Origin of the sequence: Nonomuraea sp. NPDC050394, from assembly GCF_044459065.1 — a bacterium.
Taxonomy (GTDB): domain Bacteria; phylum Actinomycetota; class Actinomycetes; order Streptosporangiales; family Streptosporangiaceae; genus Nonomuraea.
Genome location: NZ_JBITIO010000021.1, coordinates 118,139 through 144,162, shown reverse-complemented (window position 1 = coordinate 144,162; position 26,024 = coordinate 118,139). Strand labels below are relative to the sequence as shown.

The 26,024-nt window shown below is 69.5% G+C and carries 27 protein-coding genes; 15 read left to right on the top strand and 12 right to left on the bottom strand.

What is annotated here, in order from left to right:
- Positions 1-516 precede the first annotated feature (516 nt).
- Positions 517-978 (bottom strand): Lrp/AsnC family transcriptional regulator, encoded by a 462-nt coding sequence (locus tag ACIBKY_RS48990; protein ID WP_397108486.1) that lies wholly within the window; start codon positions 976-978, stop codon positions 517-519.
- 219 nt (positions 979-1,197) lie between these two features.
- Between ACIBKY_RS48990 and ACIBKY_RS48985 the strand changes: the two genes are divergently transcribed.
- Positions 1,198-2,079 (top strand): phenylalanine 4-monooxygenase, encoded by an 882-nt coding sequence (locus ACIBKY_RS48985; RefSeq protein ID WP_397108484.1) that lies wholly within the window; start codon positions 1,198-1,200, stop codon positions 2,077-2,079.
- A 522-nt stretch (positions 2,080-2,601) separates the two neighbouring features.
- Positions 2,602-3,243 (top strand): serine hydrolase, encoded by a 642-nt coding sequence (locus tag ACIBKY_RS48980; protein WP_397108482.1) that lies wholly within the window; start codon positions 2,602-2,604, stop codon positions 3,241-3,243.
- Positions 3,244-3,247: 4 nt separating this feature from the next.
- On the opposite strand, the gene ACIBKY_RS48975 is transcribed toward ACIBKY_RS48980, so the two are convergent.
- From ACIBKY_RS48975 to ACIBKY_RS48955, 5 genes are read right to left on the bottom strand one after another with little or no spacing between them, the layout of a single operon-like run.
- Positions 3,248-3,952, bottom strand: a complete 705-nt coding sequence (locus ACIBKY_RS48975) for a response regulator transcription factor (protein WP_397108480.1) — start codon at positions 3,950-3,952, stop codon at positions 3,248-3,250.
- Positions 3,952-4,779, bottom strand: coding sequence for a phosphate ABC transporter ATP-binding protein PstB (gene pstB, locus ACIBKY_RS48970; RefSeq protein WP_221341587.1), 828 nt, complete (start codon positions 4,777-4,779; stop codon positions 3,952-3,954). Before pstB ends, ACIBKY_RS48975 begins: the two co-directional genes overlap by 1 nt.
- 19 nt (positions 4,780-4,798) lie before the next feature.
- On the bottom strand, positions 4,799-5,695 hold the full coding sequence (gene pstA, locus ACIBKY_RS48965) for a phosphate ABC transporter permease PstA (protein ID WP_397108478.1): 897 nt from the start codon (positions 5,693-5,695) through the stop codon (positions 4,799-4,801).
- Entirely contained in the window at positions 5,695-6,636 is a 942-nt protein-coding gene (gene pstC, locus ACIBKY_RS48960) for a phosphate ABC transporter permease subunit PstC (protein WP_397108476.1), read from the bottom strand. Before pstC ends, pstA begins: the two co-directional genes overlap by 1 nt.
- On the bottom strand, positions 6,636-7,640 hold the full coding sequence (locus ACIBKY_RS48955) for a PstS family phosphate ABC transporter substrate-binding protein (RefSeq protein ID WP_397108474.1): 1,005 nt from the start codon (positions 7,638-7,640) through the stop codon (positions 6,636-6,638). Before ACIBKY_RS48955 ends, pstC begins: the two co-directional genes overlap by 1 nt.
- A 150-nt stretch (positions 7,641-7,790) precedes the next feature.
- Here ACIBKY_RS48955 and ACIBKY_RS48950 point away from each other — a divergent pair, with 150 nt between their 5' ends.
- Positions 7,791-8,261 (top strand): low molecular weight protein-tyrosine-phosphatase, encoded by a 471-nt coding sequence (locus ACIBKY_RS48950; RefSeq protein ID WP_397108472.1) that lies wholly within the window; start codon positions 7,791-7,793, stop codon positions 8,259-8,261.
- A complete protein-coding gene (locus ACIBKY_RS48945) occupies positions 8,258-9,043 on the top strand; it encodes a fructosamine kinase family protein (protein WP_397108470.1) in 786 nt (261 codons plus the stop codon). Before ACIBKY_RS48950 ends, ACIBKY_RS48945 begins: the two co-directional genes overlap by 4 nt.
- On the opposite strand, the gene hisN is transcribed toward ACIBKY_RS48945, so the two are convergent.
- Positions 9,044-9,862 (bottom strand): histidinol-phosphatase, encoded by an 819-nt coding sequence (hisN, locus tag ACIBKY_RS48940; RefSeq protein ID WP_397108468.1) that lies wholly within the window; start codon positions 9,860-9,862, stop codon positions 9,044-9,046.
- Between the two features lie 94 nt (positions 9,863-9,956).
- On the opposite strand from hisN, the gene ACIBKY_RS48935 reads away from it, so the two are divergent.
- Positions 9,957-10,400, top strand: coding sequence for a DUF4442 domain-containing protein (locus ACIBKY_RS48935; protein WP_397108466.1), 444 nt, complete (start codon positions 9,957-9,959; stop codon positions 10,398-10,400).
- Between the two features lie 379 nt (positions 10,401-10,779).
- Here the strand turns inward: ACIBKY_RS48935 and ACIBKY_RS48930 are convergent, their stop codons facing one another.
- The 3 genes from ACIBKY_RS48930 to ACIBKY_RS48920 all read right to left on the bottom strand — a co-directional run bounded on the left by ACIBKY_RS48930 (position 10,780) and on the right by ACIBKY_RS48920 (position 14,669).
- Entirely contained in the window at positions 10,780-11,676 is an 897-nt protein-coding gene (locus ACIBKY_RS48930) for a zinc-binding dehydrogenase (RefSeq protein WP_397108464.1), read from the bottom strand.
- Between the two features lie 411 nt (positions 11,677-12,087).
- Positions 12,088-13,131, bottom strand: coding sequence for a ribosome small subunit-dependent GTPase A (gene rsgA, locus ACIBKY_RS48925; RefSeq protein ID WP_397108494.1), 1,044 nt, complete (start codon positions 13,129-13,131; stop codon positions 12,088-12,090).
- Entirely contained in the window at positions 13,128-14,669 is a 1,542-nt protein-coding gene (locus ACIBKY_RS48920; RefSeq protein ID WP_397108462.1) for a 3-phosphoshikimate 1-carboxyvinyltransferase, read from the bottom strand. Before ACIBKY_RS48920 ends, rsgA begins: the two co-directional genes overlap by 4 nt.
- Positions 14,670-15,154: 485 nt before the next feature.
- Between ACIBKY_RS48920 and ACIBKY_RS48915 the strand changes: the two genes are divergently transcribed.
- Together ACIBKY_RS48915 and ACIBKY_RS48910 are read left to right on the top strand one after the other, a co-directional pair.
- Positions 15,155-15,901, top strand: a complete 747-nt coding sequence (locus tag ACIBKY_RS48915) for an SOS response-associated peptidase (RefSeq protein WP_397108460.1) — start codon at positions 15,155-15,157, stop codon at positions 15,899-15,901.
- Between the two features lie 152 nt (positions 15,902-16,053).
- On the top strand, positions 16,054-16,386 hold the full coding sequence (locus ACIBKY_RS48910) for a TraR/DksA family transcriptional regulator (protein WP_397108458.1): 333 nt from the start codon (positions 16,054-16,056) through the stop codon (positions 16,384-16,386).
- On the opposite strand, the gene ACIBKY_RS48905 is transcribed toward ACIBKY_RS48910, so the two are convergent.
- Positions 16,383-17,117, bottom strand: coding sequence for a class I SAM-dependent methyltransferase (locus ACIBKY_RS48905; RefSeq protein WP_379638938.1), 735 nt, complete (start codon positions 17,115-17,117; stop codon positions 16,383-16,385). The two genes, ACIBKY_RS48910 and ACIBKY_RS48905, sit on opposite strands and share 4 nt — an antisense overlap.
- Positions 17,118-17,370: 253 nt before the next feature.
- On the opposite strand from ACIBKY_RS48905, the gene ACIBKY_RS48900 reads away from it, so the two are divergent.
- From ACIBKY_RS48900 to ACIBKY_RS48870, 7 genes are all read left to right on the top strand, one after another.
- Entirely contained in the window at positions 17,371-17,976 is a 606-nt protein-coding gene (locus tag ACIBKY_RS48900) for a sigma-70 family RNA polymerase sigma factor (protein ID WP_397108455.1), read from the top strand.
- Entirely contained in the window at positions 17,973-18,239 is a 267-nt protein-coding gene (gene rsrA, locus ACIBKY_RS48895; protein WP_184972447.1) for a mycothiol system anti-sigma-R factor, read from the top strand. The genes ACIBKY_RS48900 and rsrA overlap by 4 nt, the downstream gene beginning before the upstream one ends.
- Positions 18,240-18,249: 10 nt before the next feature.
- Positions 18,250-19,188, top strand: coding sequence for an NAD-dependent epimerase/dehydratase family protein (locus tag ACIBKY_RS48890; RefSeq protein WP_397108453.1), 939 nt, complete (start codon positions 18,250-18,252; stop codon positions 19,186-19,188).
- 236 nt (positions 19,189-19,424) lie between these two features.
- Positions 19,425-20,774, top strand: coding sequence for an HD-GYP domain-containing protein (locus ACIBKY_RS48885; protein WP_397108451.1), 1,350 nt, complete (start codon positions 19,425-19,427; stop codon positions 20,772-20,774).
- On the top strand, positions 20,771-22,033 hold the full coding sequence (locus tag ACIBKY_RS48880) for an HD-GYP domain-containing protein (RefSeq protein WP_184972453.1): 1,263 nt from the start codon (positions 20,771-20,773) through the stop codon (positions 22,031-22,033). Before ACIBKY_RS48885 ends, ACIBKY_RS48880 begins: the two co-directional genes overlap by 4 nt.
- Before the next feature lie 176 nt (positions 22,034-22,209).
- Positions 22,210-23,592, top strand: a complete 1,383-nt coding sequence (locus ACIBKY_RS48875) for an acetyl/propionyl/methylcrotonyl-CoA carboxylase subunit alpha (protein WP_397108449.1) — start codon at positions 22,210-22,212, stop codon at positions 23,590-23,592.
- A 42-nt stretch (positions 23,593-23,634) separates the two neighbouring features.
- The gene (locus ACIBKY_RS48870) at positions 23,635-23,847 is read left to right on the top strand and encodes a biotin/lipoyl-binding carrier protein (protein ID WP_397108447.1); all 213 of its coding nucleotides are present in this window, start codon (positions 23,635-23,637) and stop codon (positions 23,845-23,847) included.
- Here the strand turns inward: ACIBKY_RS48870 and ACIBKY_RS48865 are convergent.
- Positions 23,837-24,217 (bottom strand): thioesterase family protein, encoded by a 381-nt coding sequence (locus ACIBKY_RS48865; RefSeq protein WP_397108445.1) that lies wholly within the window; start codon positions 24,215-24,217, stop codon positions 23,837-23,839. The two genes, ACIBKY_RS48870 and ACIBKY_RS48865, sit on opposite strands and share 11 nt — an antisense overlap.
- Positions 24,218-24,457: 240 nt before the next feature.
- On the opposite strand from ACIBKY_RS48865, the gene ACIBKY_RS48860 reads away from it, so the two are divergent.
- A complete protein-coding gene (locus ACIBKY_RS48860; RefSeq protein ID WP_397108443.1) occupies positions 24,458-26,020 on the top strand; it encodes a protein kinase in 1,563 nt (520 codons plus the stop codon).
- The last annotated feature ends 4 nt before the right edge of the window (positions 26,021-26,024 follow it).

The following is a 26,024-nucleotide window of genomic DNA, read 5'->3' as shown; positions in this document are numbered from 1 at the left end:
GGCTGTCCCACCGATTGTGGGATAGCCCCTTTTTGCGTTGCGGGCCTACCCGGGCCTGCCCCCTCTCACGCGTGCGCCTCCCATCCATGCCGCTCTCCCCACGCTTGTCGAGCGCCGGGACGGCGGGAGACCGAACGGGAGGCTCCACCACACAGACCTCGGCGGCCGGGGCTCACCACCCTGCCCCGGCGAGGGCTCACCCCACGCCACCCAACCACTCACCCACCTCGCGTCCCATCCACCCACCTCGCGTCCCACCCAACGCCGCCCACCCCCGCATGTCGCCCCTCCCCACGCTTATCCAGCGCCGCGACGGCGAGCACCCCCGCGGACGGGTCCGGCGCAACGCGCACGGCGCCCGGATCTGTCTCGCCGCTTGTCTAGCGCCGGTATGGGGAGAACGCGTGCGGGCGTGTTGGGCCGTGGGTGGCCTGCTGCGGTGCCCGCGCATCCCCGCCACCAACCACTGCGGGACCCCCGCACCTTCGCCGCCTCGGTGGGTGGCCCCTTCTTGGGTCATGGGGTTGCTGCTGTGTGGAGGAGGGGCTCTATGCGGAACGGGATCTGGGTGGAGAGGGCGATCGTGGAGTCGGTGCGTTGGACGGCGGGGGAGGCCAGGACTGTGGCGATGACCTCCTGGAGGTGTTCGGTGCTTTTCGCCACCACTCGGCACAGCAGGTCGTGCTGGCCGCTGGTGCCGTGGACCTCCAGGATCTCCGGAATCGCGTGTAGAGCCTCTACGGACTCGGTCAGCCGGCCCTGGGCTATCTGGAGCCACACGAACGCCAGGATCGGGTAGCCGACCCTGGCGGGTTCGACCGTGGGGCCGAAGTCGGTGATCACGCCGCGGGTCGTCAGCTTTTCCACGCGGGCCTGGACGGTTCCTCTGGCCACCCCCAGGAGGCGGGCCAGTTCGGTCAGGCCGATGCGGGGGTGTGCCCGCATGGTCGTCAGCAGGCGGGCGTCCAGTTCATCCATGCGTCTACCTCTGTGCGATTCGACCAGCGAACGAGGCTGTCCCTGTATGACAGGGGAGCCTATCTCGCGTTGGGCTGTACGTTTCGGCTAAGGGTGGCTCCTCTCTCCCTCTGTGCGGAATGACTAGTATTCACCGATAACGGCGGGCGGTGTGAGGCGGATCGTGCAGTCCAGCTGCTCGCTCTTGCCAGCGAATCAGGAAATTGCTGTCATGTGCACATGTTCGAGGAAGCACAGTACTTCGCCCCGGTCGAGACGCAAGGGGATGGCTCGGTCGTGGTCGAGCTATCGCGGTCGCATCCGGGGTTCGCCGATCCGGTCTACCGGGCGCGGCGTAACGCGATCGCGGGACTGGCCGTGAACCATCGGCGGGGGATGCCGATTCCGGCCGCCGAGTACACCGAGGAAGAGCACGGCATCTGGGCGCTCGTCGCGGGGGAACTGGCCGTCAAGCACAAGCGCTACGCCACCGAGGAGTACCTGGAGGGAGCTGCTCGGCTCGGCCTGCCGTACGAGCGGATTCCGCAGTTGGAGGAAGTGAGTGAGCTGCTGGAGCCGCTCACCGGGTTCCGGTATCTGCCGGCGGCGGGGCTGGTGCCGCTGCGGGAGTTCTATGGGGTGCTGGCTGATGGGCTGTTCCACTCCACTCAGTACATTCGGCATCATTCTGTGCCGTTCTATACGCCTGAGCCTGATGTCATCCATGAGGTGATCGGGCATGCCAACGCGCTCGCGCACGATCGGTTCGCGGCGCTCTACCGGCTGGCCGGGGATGCCGCGCGGCGGGTCGAGGGGGACGAGGCGCTGGAGTTCGTGTCCAAGGTCTTCTGGTTCACGATGGAGTTCGGCGTGATGGCGGAGCGGGACGAACTGCGCGCCTACGGGGCGGGGATTCTGTCGTCCTATGGGGAGATCGAGGAGTTCCGCGGGATGCAGATCCGGCCGCTCGATCTGCGTGACATGGGGCAGACGGAGTACGACATCACGAAGTACCAGGATGTCCTGTTCCGGGCGGAGTCCATGCGGCATCTGGAGGACGTGGTCGGGGAGTTCTGGGCCACCTGCGACGACGACTCGATCGCGAAACTTACCCACGTCTAGCAGTCCCCGTGATTTATCACGATAATGCGTGACAAATCACGGGGGAGGGCGGGATACGTGTGGTGGCGGGTGTTCGCGGCCTCCGCACTCGTCCTGCCCACCAGTCTGTACGGCCTGCCGCCCGTCAACCAAAGACCACCCACCCGACAATCACACGCGGCCAGAGCAGCCCCGTTGATCGGCCCCACCCGGCCAACCACCCAAGGGGATCGCGGCACACCACCGGACGGAACCCAAGCACCCCAGGCCACACAGCCGGGCGGGTCCCGGGAACCGCAGGCCACCCCGCCCCCGGATGGAACCTGGACAATACAGGCCACGCCGCCGCCGGGCGGGTCCCAGGAACCGCAAGCCACCCCGCCCCCGGATAGATCCCGGGCGATACAGGCCACGCCGCCGCCCAAGGAAGGTACGGACGCGCAGGAGCCCAAGCCGCCCCCGCTCAACCCCAAGGCGATCACCAAGCGGCTGAACCGCTACCTGGCAGGCCGTCCAGGTCCGGTCACCGCCACCGTCAAGGACTTGGCCACCGGCCGCCTCTACCGCTACCACAAGGGCGAGCGCCTCATCACCGCCAGCACCGCCAAGGCGCTCATCCTGATGGCCCTGCTCCGCAAGACCCCGTGGCGCAAGCTGGACAAAGCCACCCGCCACGACGCCGACATCATGATCCGCCACAGCGACAACCACGCGGCCGACCGGCTCTGGACACGCATCGGCGGCGCCGCCGGCTTCACGAAGGCGGCCAGGAAGTTCGGGTTGCGGCACACGAGCGGCGTGGCCGGCGACTGCCTCGACCTGTACTGCTGGGGCATCACCAGGACCTCGGCCGATGACCAGGTCAGGCTCATGAACGCGCTGGTGTCGAAGAAGAGCCCACTCCCGGAGAAGGAGCGCGAGCGAGTGCTCAAGCTGATGGGCTCGGTGATCGACGGCCAGAACTGGGGCGTGAGCGCGGGCGCGTGCGAGGGTCAGCGCACGGCGCTGAAGAACGGCTGGCTCAAGCGGGTCTCCACCAAGCGCTGGGCCGTGGTCAGCGTCGGCCTGATCGGCAGAAGGTACGCGGTGGCGGTCCTGACCGAGGGCAGCCCGCAGGTGGACGACGGCATCGCCATGGTCGAAGGCGTGGTCACCCGGATCCTGCGCTCATTCGGGAAGTGCTAGGGAATCAAGGCGTCACCAGGCGATAGCCCACACCCCTGACCGTCTGGATGAGCTGGTCGTCCTCGTCGCCGAGCCGCGCGCGCAGCCGTTTGACGTGGACGGCGATGGTGTTGGTGGACGTGGCGTCGGTGGCGTTCCACACGTGCCGCATGATCTGTTCGCGCGTCACCGTGCGGTCGGCGTTGCGCATCAGGTAGTGCAGCAGCTCGAACTCACGCAGCGGCAGGTGTACGGCTCGCCCGCTCACCCGCACCTGGTAGGCGCGTACGTCGAGCTCCACCTCACCCACCCGCAGCAGCGTGCGCGACTCCGGCGAGGCGGCCTGCACGAACGGGAGCAACTCCAGCACCCGGTACGGCCGGGCCACACAGGCCGCCGCTCCGGCCGCCAGGGCCTGCACCGCCTGTTCGGCATGCCCTTCGCCGACGCCGAGCAGTACGGGGACGGCTCGCGTCAGCCGTACTGCTCGCACGAACTCCACGGCGCTGATGACCGGCAGGGTCGCCGAGACCAGCACCACATCGGGCCTGAGAGCTCCGGCTTGGAGCAACGCCTGCGCGCCGTCGCCGACTCCGGCGACGGTCACGCCCTCGCGTTCGAGCGCGGTGGCCAGCTCCTGGACGATGCTCTCGTCGGGATCGGCCACCAGCAGCACGGGCGCCGTACGAGTGTCCCCGTGCACCTCGGATGCCGTCTGCTGGTGGGCCATCAGCCGAATCGTCCGGTGATGTAGTCCTCGGTGCGCTTGTCGGAGGGATTGGTGAAGATTCGGCTGGTCTCGTCGAACTCCACCAGGCGGCCGTGCCGTACGCTCTGCTCGTCCACTTCGGCGGTGAAGAACGCCGTGCGGTCGGACACGCGCGCGGCCTGCTGCATGTTGTGCGTCACGATCACGATCGTGTAGTCGCGCGACAGCTCCTGCATCAGATCCTCGATCTTGGTGGTGGCGATCGGGTCGAGGGCGGAGCAGGGCTCGTCCATGAGGATGACCTCGGGCCTGACGGCGATCGCGCGGGCGATGCACAGTCGCTGCTGCTGGCCACCGGACAGGGACAGGGCGTTCTGCTTGAGCTTGTCCTTGACCTCGTCCCAGAGGGCCGCCTGGGTGAGCGCCTGCTCGACCAGGTCGTCCATCTTGCCCTTCATGCCGTTGACGCGGGGGCCGTAGGCGATGTTGTCGTAGATCGACTTGGGGAAGGGGTTCGGCTTCTGGAAGACCATGCCGATCCGGCGGCGTACCTCGATGGGGTCGACGTGGTCGCCGTAGAGGTCCTCGCCGTGGTACATGATCGAACCGGCGGCACGGGCGCCGGGGATGAGGTCGTTCATCCGGTTGAAGCAGCGCAGCACCGTGGACTTGCCGCAGCCGGACGGACCGATCATGGCGGTGATCTCGCGGTTGCCGATGGTCAGGTCGACTCCGCGGACGGCCTCGTAGTCGCCGTAGAAGACGCTGAGATTCGAGACGGTGAACACCGGGTCCAGGGCCTCGATGTTCCGGGGGGCCTCCGGCCCGCGAACGGTGATGTTCGGCATGATCTCGGTCATTTCTTCCTTACCACCGCTTCTGGTAGCGGTTACGGAGCCAGATGGCCGCTGAGTTCATCAGCAGCAGGATCGCGAGCAGGACCACGATGGCCGCCGCGCCCACGACCTGGACCTCGGGACGAGAGTTGGTGATCAGGTTGTAGATCTGGACCGGCAGAACGGAGAAGCTGCTGCTCAGCCCGTCAGGGTTGAAGCGGACCAGCGTGGCCGCGCCGAGCAGCAGGAACGGCGCCGCCTCGCCGATCGCGCGAGACAGCGCCAGGATGGAACCGGTCGCGATGCCGGGCACCGAAGCCGGCAGGACCTGCCGCCAGATCGTCTGCCACTGCGTGGCGCCGAGGGCCAGCGAACCCTCGCGGATGGACGGCGGTACCGCCTTGATCGCTTCGCGGGCGGCGATGATCACGATGGGCAGCACCAGGAGCGACAGCGTGATCGCACCGGTGATCACGCTCGGGCCGAGACCGAAGCCGCGGGAGATGACGCCGAGACCGAGGATGCCGTAGACGATCGAGGGGACCGCCGCCAGGTTGGCGATGTTCAGCTCGATCAGCCGGTTGTACCACTTGGTCTTGTCGGCGTACTCCTCCAGGTAGACCGCGGCGAGCACACCGGTGGGCAGTGCCATGATCGCGGTCAGCGCGACCACCCACAGCGTGCCCATGATGCCCGACAGCACGCCGGCCGTCGCGGCGTTGACCGACCGCAGCGACGGGAAGTTCTGGATGAGGTTCAGGTCGAGGCGCTGCCAGCCCTGCGTCACCACGTAGATGAGCAGGACCACCAGGAAGATCATGGCGATGGCCAGGCTGGCGAGCAGAGCGATCCGGAACAGGTGTTCCTTGAGCGGTCTGCCCTGGCTGGCCAGCCGTACGGTCGAGGCAGGTGTGGACAGGATTGCCATCAGTCGTACACCTCGCGGTACTTCTGCACCATCCGGGCGCTGAACCAGTTCATCGCGAAGGTGATGATGAACAGCAGCGAACCCACGGCGAAGATCGTCTTGTAGGGGATCGAGCCGGTCGAGAGGTCACCGGCGCCGGCCTGGGCGATGAAGGCCGCCATGGTGGCCATCTCGTTCGTCGGGTCGAAGGTGAAGATCGACTTGAAGCCGCCCGCGACCGCCACGATCATCGTCTCGCCCGCGGCGCGGGAGATCGCCAGGATGATCGCGGCCACGATGCCGGAGAACGCCGCGGGCACCACGACGCGGACCGAGGTCAGCATCTTCGAGGCGCCCAGCGCGAAGGAACCCTCGCGCAGGCCGTTCGGCACCGCCGCCATCGAGTCCTCGGCGAGGGAGGCGACGATCGGGATGATCATGATGCCGACGAGCAGGCCGGCAGAGAGCGCGTTCTTCGCCTCAAGGTTCAGGAAGGGAAAGACGTCCTTCAGCAGCGGAGTGAGGAAGGACAGCGCGAAGTAGCCGAAGACGACGGTCGGCACACCGGCCAGGATCTCCAGGACCGGCTTGAAGAACTTGCGGACGCCCGGCTTGGCGTACTCCGAGAGGTAGATCGCCGCGGCCAGGCCCAGCGGCACCGCCACGATGACGGCGATCAGCGTGATCTCCAGCGTGGCCACGACGATCGGCCAGACGCCGAACGTGGCCGGCTTGATCAGCGGGCCCCAGTTGGTCGAGCCGAAGAACTGGGCGAGGCTGACCTCTCCGAAGAACTCGATCGTCGGCTCGACGAGCGAGTAGATGATGCCGATCGTGGTCGCGATGGAGACCAGCGCCGCCGCCAGAAGCAGCGCCTTGACGATCGCCTCTCCGTAACGCGGGCGCGACCGCGCCAGGGACCTTCCGGTCCCCGGTGCGGTCGCCCGGTGCTGTGCAGCCATCAGCCCGCCTTCAGCGCCGTGATGTCACTCTTGAGCTTGGCCTCCTGCTCGGCGTTGAGCGGGATGAACTTCGCCTCCTTGGCCAGCGAGCCGATGTTGGCGCTCAGGTAGTCGAGGAAGGCGGCGACCTCAGGCCGCTTCACGGCCGCGGTCGACGGGTAGACGAACAGCGAGCGAGCCAGCGGGGTGTACTTGCCACCCTGGGCGGCCTCCACGCTGGGGGCGACGCAGCCGCTGCCGGAGTCGATCTCCACGGCGGTCAGCTTGTCCATGTTCTCTTCGTAGTAGGTGAACCCGAAGTAGCCCAGGCCACCCTTGGCGCCGGCGACGCCGTTGACGATGTCGTTGTCGTTCTCGGAGGGGCTGTAGTCCTTGCGGCTCGCGCCCTCCTCACCGTTGATCTCGTCGGTGAAGTAGTCGAACGTGCCGGAGTCGGCGCCCGGGCCGTAGAGCTTCAGGGCCTCCGCGGGGAACTTGGCGTCGACGTCCTTCCAGGTCTTGACCTTGCCCTCGGCGGCGGGCTCCCACATCTTCTTGAGCTGCGCCGTGGTCAGGCACTTGGCCCAGGTGTTCTCCTTGGGCACCACGACGGTCAGGGCGTCGGTGGCCACCGTCAGTTCGGTGAACTTGATGCCCTTGCCGTCGCAGAGGGTCTTCTCCTCGTCCTTGATCGGGCGGGAGGCGTTGGAGATGTCGGTCTCGCCGGCGCAGAACTTCTCGAAGCCGCCACCGGTGCCCGAGGTGCCGACCGGAACCTTGACCTGCGGCTGCTCCTCGCCGAAGGCCTCGCTCGCAACCGAGATGAGCGGGGCGACGGTGCTGGAACCGTCGATCTTGATCTCGCCGCTCAGGCCCGCGGGGGGCTCGGAGGCGCCTGCCGAAGAGGGGGCGGAGGCCTCGGGGCTGGTGGCCGCACTGTTACCGCCGCCGCCACAGGCCGCCGCGAGGGAAACGACGAAGGCGGCCGTCGCCACCGCGCTGAGGCGGCGCTGTCCACTGGTCACGGTTTGTGTCCTTCTCGTATGGAGATCCTTGCTTGCTACGTGACCGATAAAACTTGGGGAAAGTGAACGGAAATGAAACGAGTCGTGACCGGCGACGGAAGTCGTGCCTCGCCTCGTGTGAATAGCTCCTCAAGCGGCATGCTTGACCCCATGACCTACCGCGTATGCCTGGTGTGCATGGGAAACATCTGTCGCTCGCCCATGGCCGAGGTGGTCCTGCGGGCCACGCTGGCCGAGCACGGGCTGGCCGAGGTGGTGGTGGACAGCGCGGGAACCGGTGACTGGCACGTCGGCGGGCCCATGGACCAGCGGGCCGCGCAGACGCTGGCCGAGCGCGGTTACGACGGCTCCGCCCATCGGGCCAGGCAGTTCACCGGGGATTGGTTCAGCCGTTACGACCTGGTGCTGGCCATGGACACGGCCAACCTGCGGGCGCTCAGGCGGCTCGCGCCCGCAGGGCAGGAGGTCAGGTTGTTCCGTTCGTTCGATCCGTCCGCGCCGGCGGAGGCGGAGGTGCCCGACCCCTATTACGGCGGTCAGGATGGCTTCGACGAGGTGTTGCGGCAGGTCAAGGCGGCTTCGGAGGGTCTTGCCAAGCACTTGGCCGACGAGCTCCGGTGAGAGTGGTCGAGCGGCTCGGCTCCTCGCACGGATGGCGGCTGGAGCGGGGTTTCCTGGCTGACGGGCGCGAGGTCTTCGCCAAGTCCGGAGTTGTTTCCCCTTTGTTCACTTCCGAGGCGGCCGGACTGCGGTGGCTGGGCGAGGTGATGAACGTGCCCGAGGTGATCGAGGCGGGCGCGGACCGGCTCGTGCTGTCCTGGGTGCCGACCGAGCCGCCCACTCCGGCCGCGGCCGAGCGTTTCGGGCGGGGGCTCGCGCGGATGCACCGCGCCGGGGCCGACGCCTTCGGCGCGCCGTGGCCGGGGTTCATCGCCGAGCTCCCGATGGACAACTCGCCCGCGCCCGACTGGCCCGCCTTCTATGCCGCGCGCCGCGTTCTTCCCTTTGTACGGCAGGCCGCGGCGTTGACCGCCGGGGACAGAGACCGGCTTGAGCGGGCTGTGGCGATCTTCCCGGAAATTTCAGGGCCGGTGGAGCCGCCGGCGCGGATCCACGGCGACCTGTGGAGCGGGAACCTGCTGTGGTCCGGCGGGACCGGGGTGCTCATCGACCCGGCGGCGCATGGCGGGCATCGGGAGAGCGATCTGGCCATGCTGGCTTTGTTCGGCGTGCCGTACCTGGACCGGATTCTTGGGGCTTATCAGGAGGAGCACCCGCTCGCGGACGGATGGCGGGAACGGGTGCCCCTGCACCAGTTGCATCCGCTGCTGGTGCATGTCGTGCTTTTTGGCGAGAGCTACCGGGGACAGCTGATGCGCGCTGTGGGGCGGCTTCTGGGCTGATCAGGCGTTGAGGTGGTTCAGGACCGCGTCGTGGAGCGCGCCATTCGTACACACGAGGCTGCCGCCTTCGAGGCTGGGCGCGCCGGCGACGTCGCTCCACCGCCCGCCGGCCTCCTCGACGATCACCGTGAGCGCCGCCATGTCCCACGGCGACAGCTCCGGCTCGGCCGACAGGTCGACGGCGCCCTCGGCGACCATCATGTGTGACCAGAAGTCGCCATACGCCCTGGTACGCCAGCAGGCGCGGTTCAGATCCAGGAAGTTGTTGAGCTTGCCCTGCTTCTCCCAGCCGCCGAAGCTGGAGTAGGAGAACGAGGCGTCGCCCAGATCGGTCACCGCCGAGACCCGCATGCGGCTGGCCTTGGTGAGGCTCTTGCCGGTCCACGCGCCGCCGTCCTTGGCCGCCCACCAGCGCCGGCCAAGCGCGGGCGCCGAGACGAGCCCGACGACGACCTCGCCGTGGTCCATGAGCGCGATGAGCGTGGCCCAGACGGGCACGCCGCGCACGTAGTTCTTGGTCCCGTCGATCGGATCGATGATCCACGACCGGGCGCCCCAGCCGGTCCGCCCGAACTCCTCGCCCACCACGGCGTCGCGCGGACGGGCCCGCCGCAACGTGCCGCGGATCGCCTCCTCCACCGCCCGGTCGGCGTCGCTGACCGGCGTGAGGTCCGGCTTGGTGTCGACCTTGAGATCGACCGCCTTGAACCGCCGCAGGGTCATGTCATCGGCGGCGTCCGCCATGACGTGCGCGAGGCGTAGATCGTCGTTGTAACCCGTCACGATGAGCCACGCTACCGTGCCGGGCACACGCCGCATCAGAGGCCGATTCCCCCTTTCTTACTGACATTCCCCACCATTTGCCGCAACTCTGGACGTGGCTTCATGTGTTACTGGTGAGTAGCATTGCGGCATGGCTTTTGATGTGGGCGCTTTCATGCTCCAGACCGTCCCGTTCGCGAACACCCTCGGGGTCGTCTTCGACAAGGTGAGCGACGGGTACGCCCTGTGCCGCCTGCCGGACCGTGCCGACCTCCACAACCATGTGGCGGGACCGCATGCCGGAGCCCTGTTCACGCTGGCGGAGTCGGCGTCCGGGGCGGCCATGCTGTCGGCGCTGGGCGACCAGTTGTCGCGCGCGGTGCCGCTGGCGACCGGGGCGACCATTCGCTACCGGAAGCTGGCCATGGGCGAGGTGACCGCCGAGGCGCGGCTTCAGGTCGAGCGGGACGAGGTGGTGGGGCGGCTGGACGTGGGGGAGCGGCCGGAGTTCGAGGTGGCGGTGGAGCTCAAGAACACCGAGGGCGTCCTGGTCAGCGAGATGACCGTCTCCTGGACCCTCCGCCCCAACCGCTGACCCACCTTCCGGCAACCCCTGAGTCCCGCCGGCTCCAACCTCCGCCATGCGCTGCTCCGCCAGTTCCAACCGTCACCCCTTGCGCTGCCCGCTGGCTCCGTCCTTCGCCGTTCCGCTGCCCCCACGGCCGCCATCCCTTCCACCTGGCTCAGCCGCTGGGCTCTTGTCACGCCAGGTCGCTGGGCGCCGGGGTCCGAGGCATCAGCCGGGCTCTTGTCGCAGCCAGGACGCCGGGGTCCGGGGCACCAGCCGGACGAGCCGTCCCGGGAGCGCCACCTATGCGATGGGCTCTTCGTGCGGCCGCAGTGCTCGTCGCGGGGCTGGGTGATCGCGTGGCTCGTTCGATGGGTGCCGCGGGCCGAACGGTGGTTTGCGGTGATCACGGGAGGGTGAGGACGGCCTTTCCCCTGACTTCGCGGGACAGCAGGGCGTTGGCCGCGACGGTGGCCTGGCCCCACGGGCCGCGCCAGCCGATCTCGACCTCCAGCTCGCCCTGATCCAGGAGCGCGAGGAGGTGGGCGAGGTCCGGGCCGAAGGGCGCGCTCACGTTGAAGTTCTCGATCCGGCCGCGTGCCGAGGCGGAGCCCGCCCGTTCGAAGTCGATCAGCGTCGGTTGCTTCGCGGCCCGGCCGATGGCCTGGACGACGCCGTCGTCCTCCAGCCGGTAGAACGCCTCGGCCAGCTGCCGGCCGCCCACGGTGTCCAGCACGCCGTACACGCGCTCGGTCAGGTCTGTGGGGTCGCTGACGATCTCGGCGGCGCCCAGCGCGCGCAGGCCCTCCGCACGGGCCGGGCTGCTCGCCGACGCGATCACCCGCGCACCCTCACGAGCGGCAAGTTGTACGGCGAAGCGCCCCACCCCGCCCGACGCCCCGGTAACCAGCACCCGCCGACCGGCGATCGGGCCAAGCCGCCGCACGGCCTGCACGGCTGTCACCCCCGCCACCGGCAACGCCGCAGCCACCCCCAGATCCACAGAGTCGGGAACCACCGCGAGCTCAGCGGTGTCCACGGCCCGCAGCTCCGCCCAGGCCCCCGACCACCCAAAGCTCACCACCCGAGTGCCGACGGACGGCCCCGACCCGTCAGCGGCCGCCCGCACAACCACACCCGAGGCATCCCACCCGGGCACCCGCCGCGACCGAGGATCGTGATAGGCCACCTCACCGAAGTTGAGCGACACCGCCGACACCCGGATGAGCACCTGAGACGCGGTGGGCACAGGCTCGGGCACGGTGGCGATGGACAGTTCCGGATTGAAAATCAGTGCTCTCATGCCGAGAACCCTTCCACCCACCCCTCACGACCCACGCACATCCCACGCACGACCCGCCAACCCCCACGATCCCTGACCCCTGACCGCCCGAGCCCCCGGTCTACACCGCACGCCGCCCGTATCGCCCTCGCCGGCCGACCGACACCCCACCCACGACCCGCCAACACCCACGATCCCTGACCCCTGACCGCTTGAGCCCCCGGTCTACACCGCACGCCGCCCGTATCGCCCTCGCCGCCCGACCGACACCCCACCCACGCCCTTGAACAGCTCGGCTGCCACGGCATCACGTCCTTGCCCGCTCCGGGCCCGCTGGGTGTCCCGGCCCTTGCCCGCTCCACCCGGCTGTCACGGCCCCACGCCCTGGGCAGTGCTGGTTCGCGTCCTTGGTCGTCTTTGCGCGAGGGGGAGTTACTCGGTGGAGGGTTCGGGGTCGCGGGTGGCGAGGAGGCGGCGGAGGCTGTCGAGGCGGGCCGGGTCGGCGTGACCGTCGGCGACCCAGGCGTCGAGTGCGCAGTCGGGGCCGCGGTGGGTGCAGCCCTTGGGGCAGTTGACGGTGACCTCGATGAGGTCGGGGAAGGCGGCCAGCACGGTTTCCACCGAGATGTGGGCCAGGCCGAAGCTGCGTACGCCGGGCGTGTCGATGATCCAGCCGCCCTCGGGCAGTTCCAGTGCCACGGCGGAGGTGGAGGTGTGGCGGCCGCGGCCGGTCACCGCGTTCACGTGGGAGACTGCCCGGTTCGCGTCCGGTACCAGGACGTTGACCAGGGTGGACTTGCCCACGCCCGAATGGCCCACCAGCACGCTGACCCGACCGGTCAGGTGGTCGCGCAGTTCCTCCAGTGAGCCGCCCTTGTGGACGACGACGTGGGGAACGCCGAGCGGTTCGTACAGGGAGAGCAGTTCGTCCGGCGGCGCCAGATCCGACTTGGTCAGGCACAGCAGGGGCTCGATGTCGGCGTCGAAGGCCGCCACCAGGATGCGGTCGATCATGCGCGGCCGGGGCGGCGGCTCGGCCAGGGCGGTCACGATGACCAGCTGGTCGGCGTTGGCCACGACCGGGCGCTCGATGCCGTCGGTGTCATCGGTGTCGTCGGCGGAACGGCGCAGCATCGAGGTGCGGGGTTCGACGCGGACGATGCGGGCAAGGGTGTCGGGTTCGCCGGAGACGTCACCTACGATCGCCACCCGGTCACCCACGACGATGCCCTTACGCCCGAGCTCGCGCGCCTTCATCGCGACCACCAGACGGCGAACGGGCTTGGCCTTCTTACGGCCCCGCCCCCCGGACGCGGCGGGCGCCGCCTCCACCAGCGTCGTGTAGCGGCCCCGGTCGACGGCGACCACGAAGCCCTCGACGGCGTCCTCGTGGGCAGGACGAATCCGGGTCCTCGGCCGTGAACCCTTACCCGGCCTGACCCTGACGTCGTCCTCGTCGTATTCCCGCCGCTTCAGCGGTCTACTCCCCCCAGCATCTCCCCCCACATGCGGGTGAACTCCGGCAGGGTCTTACCCGTTGTCGCGATGTTCTCCACTTCGATCCCGGGCACCGCCAGCCCGATGACCGCTCCGGCGGTGGCCATGCGGTGGTCGGCGTAGCTGTGGAAGACGCCGCCGTGGAGCGCGCGCGGCCGTACGATCAGGCCGTCGTCGGTCTCCTCCGCGTCGCCGCCCAGGCGGTTGATCTCGGTGACGAGTGCCTCGATGCGATCGGTCTCGTGGCCGCGGATGTGGGCGATGCCGCGCAGCCTGCTCGGCGTGGTGGCCAGGGCGGCCAGCGCGGCGATCGTGGGCGTCAGCTCGGACACGTCGCGCAGGTCGGCGTCAATACCGATGATCTGCCCGCCGCCAGTCCCGCCCGTCCCGGCCCCTTCGCCACCAGCCCCTCTGGCGGCAGCGTCTCCTCCGCCGACCCCTCTGATGCCGGTCCCTTCGCCGACGGCCCCTCTGATGCCGGTCTGTTCGCCGCCGGTCCCGCCTGCGCCGGTCCCGCCTGCGCCGGTCCCGCCTGCGCCGGTCCCGCCAACACGGGTCTCGCCAGAACGGGTCTCGCCAATCCCAACTCCGACTCCGGTGCCGAGGGCGGTGCCCGTGCTGGTGAGGGTGAGGCTGGCCACGCCTTCGCCGGTTGGCGTCAGTTCGATGGTGGCGCCCATCCGGGTGAGCAGGTCGCGCAGGACGTCGCCCGGCTGGGTGGTGTTCAGCGGCCAGTCGGGGATGGTGACCGAGCCGCCCGCGACCATGGCGGCGGCCAGGAACGGCGCCGCGTTGGACAGGTCGGGCTCGACCGTCGTCTCCCGTGCCGCGATCGGGCCCGGGGCGACTCGCCAGACGTCGGGTTCTGTGTCGTCGACGTTCACCCCCGCCGCCCTGAGCATCTGGACCGTCATGAGGATGTGGGGCTGTGAGGGAACCGGCGGACCGGCGTGCCTGATAGTTACGCCCTTTTCGAAGCGGGCCGCCGCCAGCAGCAGCCCTGAGACGAACTGGGATGAACCCGACGCGTCTATCGTCACCTCGCCGCCGCTCAGCGGGCCCCGGATGGTGAACGGCAGCGCGTCGTTGTCGATCGTCGCACCCAGGGCGCGCAGTGCGTCGAGGATCGGGCCCATCGGGCGCTTACGGGCGTGTGCGTCACCGTCGAAGCGCACCTCGCCGTCGGCCAGCGCCGCCATCGGGGGTACGAACCGCATCACCGTGCCCGCCAGGCCGACGTCGATGCTCGAGCCGCCGGTGATGGGGCCGGGGGTCACGCGCCAGTCGATGCCCGCCGGGGTTTCTGACACCGCCTCGAAGCCCGCTCCGAGCGCGCGCAGGGCCGCGACCATGAGGTCGGCGTCGCGGCTGCGCAGTGCCTGGCGGACCAGGCCTGGACCGTCGGCGAGCGCGGCCAGCAGGAGCGCGCGGTTGGTCACCGACTTGGAGCCGGGCAGGGCGACGGTGGCCGCGACGGGAGCGGTCGCGACCGGGGCTGGCCAGTGCTGAGCGGGCATGGTCAAAGACTACTGGCAGCCGGTACGGCAGGCCGCAGCCTGTGGATGGAGGCGCGAACACCGAGAGAGCCTGTGGACAACCACCTACAGCCAGAGCCCCAGGAACCCAAGGACCCAACGACCCAGGACACGCGGAGCACGGGCCACGGGGCGCGGACACGCGGGGCCGCGGACATGTGGGGCCGCGGACATGTGGGGCGCGGACACGCGGGGCACAGGCACGGAACAGGGAGACGCAGAGCGCGGGAGCCCTGGGGCACAAGGCGACCGGAGAACGGACACGCGGGGCACGAGGCACGGGGCACGAAACAGGGAGACATAGAGCACCGGAGCCCTGGGGCACAGGCGACCGGGCATGGGGAACACGCGGGAGGTGGGGCCAAGGGACGCTCCGAGGGCGAAGGCGGGGGCGAGGGCGAGGGCGAAGGCGGGGAGGTGGGAGTGGGGCGTTATGAGGTGAGGTGTCAACGTGGCAGGGTGGTGCCATGTGCGGTAGATACGCCTCGGCGCGGAAGAAGCACGAGCTGCTGGAGGAGTTCCAGGTCGAGCTCGACGCCGAGCCCGACAAGGAGCTGAGCCCCGACTACAACGTGGCCCCCACCAAGCAGGTCTACGCGGTCCTGAGCCGCGTGCCCGAGGAGGCCGAGCGCGCGGTCAGGCAGTTGCGGGTGGTCAAGTGGGGGCTGGTGCCCGTATGGGCGAAGGATCCCTCGGTGGGTTCCCGGATGATCAACGCGCGGGCCGAGACGCTGGCCGAGAAGCCGGCCTACAAGCAGGCGTTCGCCAAGCGCCGCTGCCTGATCCCGGCCGACGGGTACTTCGAGTGGATGCCGGTAGAGGGCGACAAAAAGAAGAAGCAGCCCTACTTCATCCATCCCGAGGACGGCGGGGTGCTGGCGATGGCCGGGCTGTACGAGTTCTGGAAGGACAAGACCCGCGCGGACGACGATCCGCTGAAGTGGCTCGTCACCTGCACGGTCATCACGACGGACGCCGAGGACGACCTCGGCCACATCCACGACCGGATGCCGATGATGATCGAGCGGGAGCGGTGGGCGGAGTGGCTCGACCCGAAGCTCACCGACACCTCGGCGGCCCAGGGGCTGTTGATTCCGGCGCAGTCGGGCCGGCTGGTTGCGCACCCCGTGTCCACAGATGTGAACAATGTCCGGAACAACGGGCCCGACCTCATCAAACCCCTGCCTGACCCAGGAGAAAGCGGACTTTTCTAGAAGGTGTAAGAACCTCGCCAAATGGGCATCCGGTGGAAAAGCGATGCGACCGTTCACTCGGTGTCACCGCCACATTCACCCCCTATTTGCGCAGGGCGGGACCACCGGGGAGTCTCGCCAGGCTCCCCTCACCGGCCCGGAGGTGCGGATTCGTGGACCACACGACCGCTCGTGAACGCCTGGACAGCATGCTCGCCGAGCTCGACCGCTCCATAAGGGTCCTGACGGGCGAGCCCGTCGCCGTGCGTGAGCGTTCGGCGGCCGACGCCGGGTCCGATCTCACCGAGGCCGACCGCGCCCAGGCCATGCTCGACGTGGCCGTCGCGCAGCGCCGCGCCGTCGTGAACGCGCTCAGGCGCATCGACGACGGCGTCTACGGCGCATGCGTCGACTGCGGCAAACCGGTCCCCGAAGGACGCCTGGAGGCCCGCCCAGAGGCCGCCCGCTGCGTGCAGTGCCAGTCGAAGCAGGAGCGGCGCCGCTAGGACTTGCGGGCGCTGGCCACGAGGTGGATGCCGACGGTGTCGTCGTCGTCGGGGTGCGCCTCCAGTTCGGTACGCACCAGCCAGGCCAGTGACCGGGAGTCGGAGCCGAGCACGTGGTCGACGGTCGAGGGGGACAGGACGGTGCGCGGCCGTACCCACTCGACCTCCAGGCCCGCGCCCATCAGCAGCTCGCGCAGCTGACCGCTGCTGAAGCAGCGGGTGATGCCGCCGTCGGGCCAGGGTACGAGCATGACCTCGCCCGTCTGGCGCAGGTGCTGCCACTGGCCCTGCTCGGCCAGGATCGCCATGCCCAGCACCAGCGAGTCGACGCACAGCAGCGCGCGCCCGCCGGGGCGCAGCACGCGGGCCACGTCGGACATCGCCGACTCGGCCATGAGCTCCACCGACATGGCCCGCTCCTCGGCGAGCACCGCGTCCACGCTCTCGTCGGGCAGGAAGGACAGGTCGTCCGAGCGCACCTGGCGGACTCTGACGTCGCGCAACCTGGCCTGGTCGGCGGTTCTGCGGAAGTCGACGACCTCGATCACCTTGTGGCCGGCGCGCGCGGCCTGGCCGGACCAGCGTCCGCGCCCGCCGGACAGGTCGAGGATCACCGAGGGCTGGCCGGGAAGCCACCTGCTCAGCTGTTCGGCGACGACCGCGCGATAGAACGTCCAGTACGGCCCGAGGGTCCCCGAGCCGTTCAGTTCCTCGGCCGGAATGGGCAGCACACGCGACTCCTGGGTTCCGGGACAATGGCTACCAACCGGTACGTATTCATTTTCCCCGCACCGGGTTGTTCGTCACCTTCTATCTTGCGGGAACAGACGCGGGCGCGGGTGGGTTGAGTCGAGCATGCTCGCAGTTGCAGGTCGTCCACAGATACCGTCACCCGGCCCCAGTGACCGGCGACTTGGTGCCAAGCAGGTATTCTCCCCTGAGTACGGTGTACCGCCACAGCCGGCCACCGGTGATCTTAGGGGGGTGGGTCCGGTGCCCGCGACAGGCGCGGAGACTCTGGAGCAGCGCAGTGAACGGTTCGAGCGCGACGTCATGCCGTACCTCGAGCAGCTCTACTCCGCCGCGCTCCGGATGACCCGGAACCCGGCGGATGCGGAGGACCTGCTTCAGGAGACCTTCGCCAAGGCGTTCGCCTCGTTCCATCAGTTCCAGGAGGGCACGAACCTCAAGGCGTGGCTCTACCGGATCCTGACCAACACCTTCATCAACAGCTACCGCAAGAAGCAGCGGGAGCCGAAGCAGTCGGGCACCGAGGAGATCGAGGACTGGCAGCTCGCGCGCGCCGAGTCCCACACCTCGTCCGGCCTGAAGTCCGCCGAGGTGGAGGCGCTTGAGCACCTGCCCGACGGCGACATCAAGCAGGCGCTCGCGGCGCTGCCCGAGGAGTTCAGGATCGCGGTCTACCTCGCCGACGTCGAGGGGTTCCCCTACAAGGAGATCGCCGACATCATGGGCACCCCGATCGGCACCGTGATGTCCCGGCTGCACCGCGGCCGCAGGCAGTTGCGGAGCCTGCTCGAGGACTATGCTCGCGACCGTGGCCTTGTCCCTGCGGAGGGGTCGAAATGAGCTGTGGCAACCCGCATGACACCGACTGTCGTGAAGTGCTGGACAAGGTCTACGCCTACATCGACGGAGAGCTCGGAGAGGGTGACTGCGTCGACATCCGGGTGCATCTCGACGAGTGCGACCCGTGCCTCAAGGAGTACGACCTCGACAAGGTCGTGAAGCAGCTCGTGGCCAAGCACTGCGGTTGTGATCCGGTGCCGGCCGATCTCAGGTCCAAGGTGCTCGGCCGTATCGAGCAGGTCCGGGCGGAGCTGTCCGACTAAGATCTTCCCCATGCGCGTGGTGGTCACCGGAGGAGCCGGTTTCATCGGGTCGAATCTCGTCGACCGCCTGCTGGGCGACGGCCACGACGTGGTCGCCGTGGACGACTTCTCCTCCGGCGCTCGCGCCAACCTGGCCGGCGCCCTGACGCATGAGCGCTTCCGGCTGTGCGAGCTGGACATCCGCGACCCCGCGATGATCGCGCTGGGCGCCGAGTGGAAGCCCGAGGTGATCTGTCACCTGGCCGCGCAGATCAGCGTCCGCAGGAGCGTGGCCGACCCGGTGCACGACGCGCGGGTCAACGTCGAGGGCACCGCGTCGGTGCTGGCCGCCGCGCGCGAGGGTGGCAGCCGCAAGGTGGTGTTCGCCTCCTCTGTCGCGGTGTACGGCCGGCCGCCCGCGATCCCGGTTCCCGCCGACGCCCCGGCCGACCCCCGCTCGCCGTACGCGGCATCGAAGCTCAGCGCCGAGACGTATCTGTCGACCTTCCACGCCCTGTACGGCCTGGAGTACACCACGCTCGTCCTCTCCAACGTCTACGGCCCGCGCCAGTCCCCCGACGGCGAGGCCGGCGTCGTCGCCATCTTCACCGACGCCCTGCTCAACGGCGTGCCCACGGTCCTCTACGGCGACGGCACGCAGACCCGCGACTACGTCTTCGTGGACGACGTGGTCGACGGCTTCGTACGCGCGTGCGGCGCCGAGGGCAACGCGTGCCGCTTCAATCTGGGCACCGGCATCCAGACCACGGACCGCCGCCTGCACTCGCTCATCGCCGACGCGGTGGGCGCCCAGGACAAGCCGGGCTTCGCGCAACCCAGGCCGGGCGACCTGCCGGCCATGGCCGTCGACCCGGTGCCCGCCTACGACGGGCTCTCCTGGCAGCCCGCGAGTGACCTGGCCAGTGGCCTGCGTGCCACGGTCGAGTGGAGGCGGAGTTGCCGCAGGTAGTGGCTTGATTACGCTTTGCTTGCGATTCTCGACTCCACCCGTTTCAGCACGTCAACTTCTGTAGCGTGAATCACAGAATTCGACGTGGAGGAAGTGGATGTTGAAGGTTTCGACCGCCCGGCTGATCACGGCGCTCGTGCTGATCACACCGGTGGTTCTCCTCTTGGCGACCGGCGGGGGCGGTGGCGCCCTCCCGCCCGGAGTCTCCTGGACCTGAGCTCCAAAGGGGAGCCGCAATGCGTGATCTCTCGTGGCCTGCGAAGGTCTATCTGTTCGCCGTGATCGGCGCGGCGACCGCGCTGTTCGCCCACAGCCTGATCACCAAGGGGCAGCTGGTCCCCTCGGAGAGCCTCGGCATCCTGCTCGTGCTCGCGCTGCTGTTCCTGGTGTGCGAGTCGATGCCGACGCTGCTCAACGTGGAGCAGTTCGCCGTGTCGGTGAGCTTCTCGGCCGCGCTGGCCGCGGTGGTGCTCATCGGAATGGAGGGCGCCGCGCTGGTCGGCCTCACGGCGGTCCTGAGCGTACGGCCCGGCCTGCCGCTGATCAAGCGGCTGTTCAACGGCGCCCAGTTCGCCCTGTGCGGATACGCGGCCGGCTGGGTCTACCAGCAGTTAGGCGGAGTCTCCGGGGTCCCGCAGGTCAACGCGTTCGACGACCTGATCGGCCCCTACGCGGCGGCCACGGCCGTCTTCGTGCCGCTCAACATCGTGCTGACGCTCACGATGATCTCGCTGGCCACGCAGGTGAGCGCGGGCGAGGTGCCGATGCGGGGCATGGTGCAGTTCCTGCTGACCTATCTCGGCTACGGCACGTTCGGCCTGCTGGTGGCGGGGCTGTGGGCGACGATCCAGTCGATCTCCGCGGTGCTGGTGCTGCTGCCGCTGTTCGTGGCCAGGTGGGCCTTCGGCCAGTACCACGCGCAGCAGCGCTCCTACGACGCCACGATGGCCGCGCTGTGCCAGGCGGTCGAGACGAAGGACTACTACACCCGCGGCCACTGCACGCGCGTCTCGCTCGCCTCCACCATGATCGCGCAGGAGATCGGCATGGGCATGGACCGGCTGCGGGCCATCCGCTACGCCGGCATGCTCCACGACGTCGGCAAGCTGGGCGTGCCCACGAAGGTGCTGCAGAAGGAGGGCCCGCTGACCGAGGAGGAGTTCGCCGCGATCCAGCTGCACCCGATGCGGGGCCTGGAGATCGTGCGCGGCATCGACTTCCTCGACGAGGCCTTCGCCGGGATCATGCACCACCACGAGCGCCATGACGGCAAGGGCTACCCGATGGGGCTGGCCGGGCCGGAGATCCCGGAGTTCGCCCGGGTCATCGCGGTGGCCGACGCGTTCGACTCGATGACCTCCGACCGCTCCTACCGGGGCGCGCGCCCGGTCGAGGTGGCGGTGGACGAGCTGGAGCGGGGCGCGGGCACCCAGTTCGATCCGGTCATGGTGGCGGCGTTCATCAAGGCGCTGGAACGCAACCCGTGGCAGCCGCAGCGCCGGGTGGAGCCGCCGCCCGAGGACGCCGCCACGATCAAGGACCACGACGATCCGACCATGCCGATCCAAGTAGTGACGGGCCAATGAAACGCGCTTTTCAGGGCCTGGACTCCGGGCAGCTGCTGCTGATCTGCGCCGCCGGGCTGGTGGCCGTGGCGGGGGTGGCCCACACCGCGGCGGTCGGGCTCGACCGTCCGGAGGTGGCCATCGGCTTCGGCGCGCTGATCGCGGTCGGCGAGCTGGCCCGGCTGACCATGCCGGGCAACAGGGAGGTGGCCCCGATCGGCGCCGCCGCCGCGCTCGGCTACACACTCCTGCTCGACCTGGCCACCAACCCGCTGCGCCACTCGGCGCTGCAGGTGGTGGCGGTGATCGCGGTCGGCATGATGGCCGGCGCGCTGCCGCATCTGGCGGTGGGCCGCCCGCCGCGCCTGGACGCGATGGCCAGGCGGCTGCTGACCGGCGCGCTGCTGGCCTTCGCCTTCCGCCCGCTGGCCGGCACCCTGCACGAGCTGACGCTGGGCGATCGCGGCACCTGGTGGCCCGCGCTGACGGTGATGGTCACGCTGATCGCGCTCACGCTCGGCATCGACGTGCTGATCGCCGCGATGCTCCGCGCCGAGCAGGTGCGCACCGCGTTCAAGGTGGCGGTCAGCGACGAGGTCCGCACCGCCTTCCCGCTGGGCGCGGCGGTCGCGGCCTCCGGCGTGCTGCTCGCGCTGGCCTCCCACAGCATGGACCTGGTGGCGCTGGTGGTCTTCGCCGCGCCCCTGCTGGTCACGCAGGTCGCCTTCCGCAAGTACGCCGGCATCCGCGCCACGTACCTGCAGACGGTACGCGCGCTGTCGCGGGTGACCGAGGTGGGCGGCTACGTCGAGCCCGGCCACTCCCGCAGGGTGAGCCGCCTGTCGGTGGCGATCGGCCGCGAACTGGGCATGTCCGAGCCGGAACTCCTGGAGCTGGAGTACGCGGCGCTGATGCACGACATCGGCCAGCTGTCCCTGCGCGACCCGATCCCGGGCGGCGCGACCGTGCTGACCGATCCCGAGCAGGCCAGGCGGATCGCCGAGCTGGGCGCGGAGGTCATCAGGCAGACCGGCGTGCTGGACCGCGTGGCCGACGTGGTGCGCCGCCAGTGCGACCCGATCGACGAGGACCCGCCGCTGTCGAGCCGCATCATCAAGGTGGCCAACGCCTATGACGACCTCGTCGGCGGCTCCACCGACCGCGACCGCGCCGGTGCCGCACTCGAAAGGCTGCGCCTGGCGGGCGGCTCCGAGTACGACGCCGCCTGCATCGGCGGGCTGGCCCGCGTGGTCGACAGGGCGCCTGCCCACCGGATTTAGGGGTGTCGGGACGGAGATCAGGAGGGTTTCCGGCCTCGTACAAAGTGGCGGGCCGTTCGAGGGGGTTTGACGGCACTCTTGCCCTTCGCCTTTGTGTGGTTCCTACAGAGAACCCGCCCGGGATCGGCGGTTTCGCCGGGCAGGGGTGGCCGAGGGCGCGGTCGTAGGGTGAGCGCGTGCTTACAGCGACCCTGGGGACTCTGGGTCCCGTTCTGATCGCCAACAGAGGCGAGATCGCGCGGCGGATCATCCGCACGGTCCAGCGGCTGGGCCTGCGCGCCGTCGCGGTCTACTCCGAGGCCGACGCCGATCTGCCGTTCGTCACCGAGGCCGACGAAGCGGTGCCGCTCGGCCCTGCCAATCCCGCGCAGTCCTATCTCGACGTGGAAAAGGTGCTCGCGGCGGCCCGGCTGGCGGGGGCGCGTGCCGTACATCCGGGATATGGCTTTCTCGCGGAGAACGCGGCGTTCGCCCGTGCGGTGACCGAGGCCGGGCTGGTGTGGATCGGACCCGCGCCCGAGGCGATCGAGCAGATGGGCGACAAGATCAACGCGCGCAATCTGATGGAGGCCGCCGGTGTGCCGGTGGCGGCGGGCACCCGAGAGCCGGCCACCGACCTGGAGCGGGCCGTGGCCGCGGCCGCCGAGATCGGTTATCCGGTCATGGTGAAGACGGCCGGCGGCGGTGGCGGTATCGGGATGAGCGTCGCGCACGACGAGAAAGGGCTGGCCAAGGCGTTCGAGCAGGCGTCCAGGGCGGCGGCGCGCTTCGCCGGAGCGGCCACGGCCGGTGGCGAGGGCGACGTGCCGGCCGGTCCGGCGATCCTGCTGGAGCGCTACATCGAGCGGGCCCGCCACGTCGAGGTGCAGATCCTCGGACTGCCTGACGGCCGCGTCGTGGCGCTGGGCGAGCGCGACTGCTCGGTGCAGCGCCGCCACCAGAAGGTCGTGGAGGAGTCCCCGTCGCCCGGTGTCACGCCCGAGTTGCGCGAGCGCATGCTGGCCGCCGCGGTGCGGGCCGGCGAGGCGGTGGGATATCTGGGCGCGGGCACCGTGGAGTGCCTGGTCGACGCCGACAAGCAGGACTTCGTCTTCCTGGAGATGAACACCAGGCTCCAGGTGGAGCACCCGGTCACCGAGCTCGTCACCGGCCTCGACCTGGTGGAGCTCCAGCTGCGGGTGGCCGCCGGCGAGAACCCCGAGGTGCGCCCCGAGCCGCGCGGCCACGCGATCGAGTTCCGCGTCTATGCCGAGGATCCCAAGCGCTTTTTCCCCGGACCTGGAAAGATCACGGTCTGGCGGGAGCCGGCCGACGCCCGGGTCGACTCCGGCTACGTGGAAGGCAACACGGTCACTCCGTTCTACGATCCCCTCATGGCCAAGCTGTGCGTGTACGGCGACAGCCGCGCGCAGGCCATCGACCGGGCCAAGGACGCGGTCGCCGGGTTCGCCGTCGAAGGCCCCAAGAACAACCTGCCGTTCTGCGCGGAACTGCTGGACAACGCGGAGTTCGTCAGCGGGGACTACGACACGGGTCTGGTCGGGCGTATGCGCGCATAGCGCACGTGACATGGTTGGATCGTCAGGAAGAGGGGAGCACCCGTGGCCGAGGTACGCGCGGAGATGGTGGCGAACGTCTGGAAGGTCGTCGTCCAGGAGGGCGACGCCGTCGAGGACGGCGACACGCTGGTCATTCTCGAGTCGATGAAGATGGAGATCCCCGTCCTCGCCGAGGACCCCGGCGTGGTGGCGCAGCTCAAGGTCGCCGAGGGTGACGTGATCCAGGAAGGCGACCTGATCGCCGTCATCGAGTAGCGCGCTCCATAAACCGTTCGCGGTCGACGACGACCCGCTCGATCGTGCCCTGTCCGACCAGCGTGGTGCGGTCACGGGCGACGAAGCTGAAGACCAGTCGCCGGCCGTCGACCTCGGTGAGCTCGGTGCTGATCTCGACGTGGGTGCCGACCGGGCTGGCCGCCAGGTGTTCGAGCTGGACGCGGGTCCCGACTGACGTCTCGCCCGCGCCCAGATGCGGGCGTACGGCCTGCATCGTGGCCATCTCGGCCAGCGCGAGCAGTCGCGGCGTGGCCAGCACCGGCACGTCACCGCTGCCGATCTTGGTGGCGGTGTCCTCACGCTCGACCATGATGAGCAACTGGGCACGGAGACCGGGAACGAGCGTCATGGCCCTCAGCCTACTGGTGGTGCGGATGGCACCGGTGGGGCCCGGATCTCCGGGAAACGCGGACAAGGTCCAGCAGAAGGCCGCAGGATAGGGTTTGTACGGCTTGTGGCATATGAGTGGCGTGTGGGACGCCAGGGTCATACACTCTCGAAGTTCCGTGACCTCTGTGTTACCCCGCTGCGACACAAGTTCGCTTTGTTGGTGTCTGGGGTTGGAGAGGCAGGGGGTACCGGGGGAGACATGGTCGCGCAAGGGACGACGCTGGCGGGGAGGTATCGCCTCGACACCCGCATCGGCGCCGGTGGCATGGGCGAGGTCTGGCGTGGGGAGGACATCGTCCTCGCGCGGACCGTCGCTGTCAAAGTGCTGCTCCCAGGTCGGATGGACGACCCCGGCTTCGTGGCCCGCTTCCAGGGCGAGGCACGGGCCATGGCCACGATCAACCACCCGGGCGTCGTGGACGTCTACGACTACGGAGTCAGCGGCGACACCGTCTACCTGGTGATGAAGTTCGTCGACGGCGAACCGCTCGACCGCCTGCTGATCCGCCTCGGCCGCATCGCGCCGGAACCCGCGATGGAGCTCATCGCGCAGGCGGCCTCCGCGCTGCAGGCCGTACACGACCAGGGCATCGTGCACCGGGACGTGAAGCCGGGCAACCTGATGGTCCAGCGCGACGGCACGCTCGTGCTCACCGACTTCGGCATCGCCCGCTCCGACCTGGCCAACCGGCTCACCGACGCCGGCATGGTGCTCGGCACCGCCGCCTACTGCGCGCCCGAACAGGCCGAAGGCGCCCCCGTCACCCCAGCGGTCGACATCTACGCGCTCGGCGTGGTCGCCTACGAATGCCTCGTCGGCCAGCGCCCCTTCGACGGCGACAGCGCGGTCACGATCGCGCTCAAGCACATCAGGGAAGCTCCGCCACCACTGCCCGCCGAGATCCCGCCGGCCGTGCGCGCGCTGGTGGAGAAGGCGCTGTCCAAGGACCCGGCCAGGCGTTTCGCCAGCGCCGCCGAGATGAGCCGCGCCTCCCGCCAGGTCGCCGCCGGCGAGGTGCCCGACGTGGTCACCGGTGCCACGATGGCGCCGCCGGTCGAGGCGTACCAGACGGGAGCGGTCCAGGGGCCGCCCGCCGCGCCGTCCGACGACAACACCACCGTCGCCCAGCCGCGCCGCGGCAACCGGCGCGCGTCCAAGGCCCGCCGCAGGGGTGGGCTGGTCGCCGCGATCGCCGTCGCCCTGGTGCTCGGCGTGGGCGCGGGCGCGATCGCGATCACCGGGATGACCACGGACGGCGACCCGGAGACGCCCGCCACGCGGGTCGGCTCCGAGGAGACCACCACCAAGCCCCCGCCGCCCAAGAACACCAGGACCAGGCACCGGCCGACGCCCACCGCCGACGAGCCCACGCGCGAGCCGACCAGGCAACAGCCCACCGAGGAGCCGGAGCCGACCAAGACGTCCGAGCCGACCAAGACGCCCACGACCACGCCGTCGGCCACGAAGGGCACCAAGACGCCGTCGCCCACTCCGGCGATCAAGAGGCCGGTGCCGGGGGTGGTCAACATGAAGTACCCGGACGCCCGCAGGATCATCACCTCCGCCGGGTTCACCGTCCGCGTGGACGACCAGGAACGCGGCCAGTTCCCCGAGCGCTGCCTGACCGTGGTCGAGCAGAGTCCGGGCGCCGGCACCAAGCTGGAGCTGAAGAAGGTCGTCCAGCTGACGCTGGTCAACACCGAGCTCTGCTCCCCGACGCCGACGCCCTCTCCGACGCCGACGCCGAGCCTCAAGCAGTAGCCGC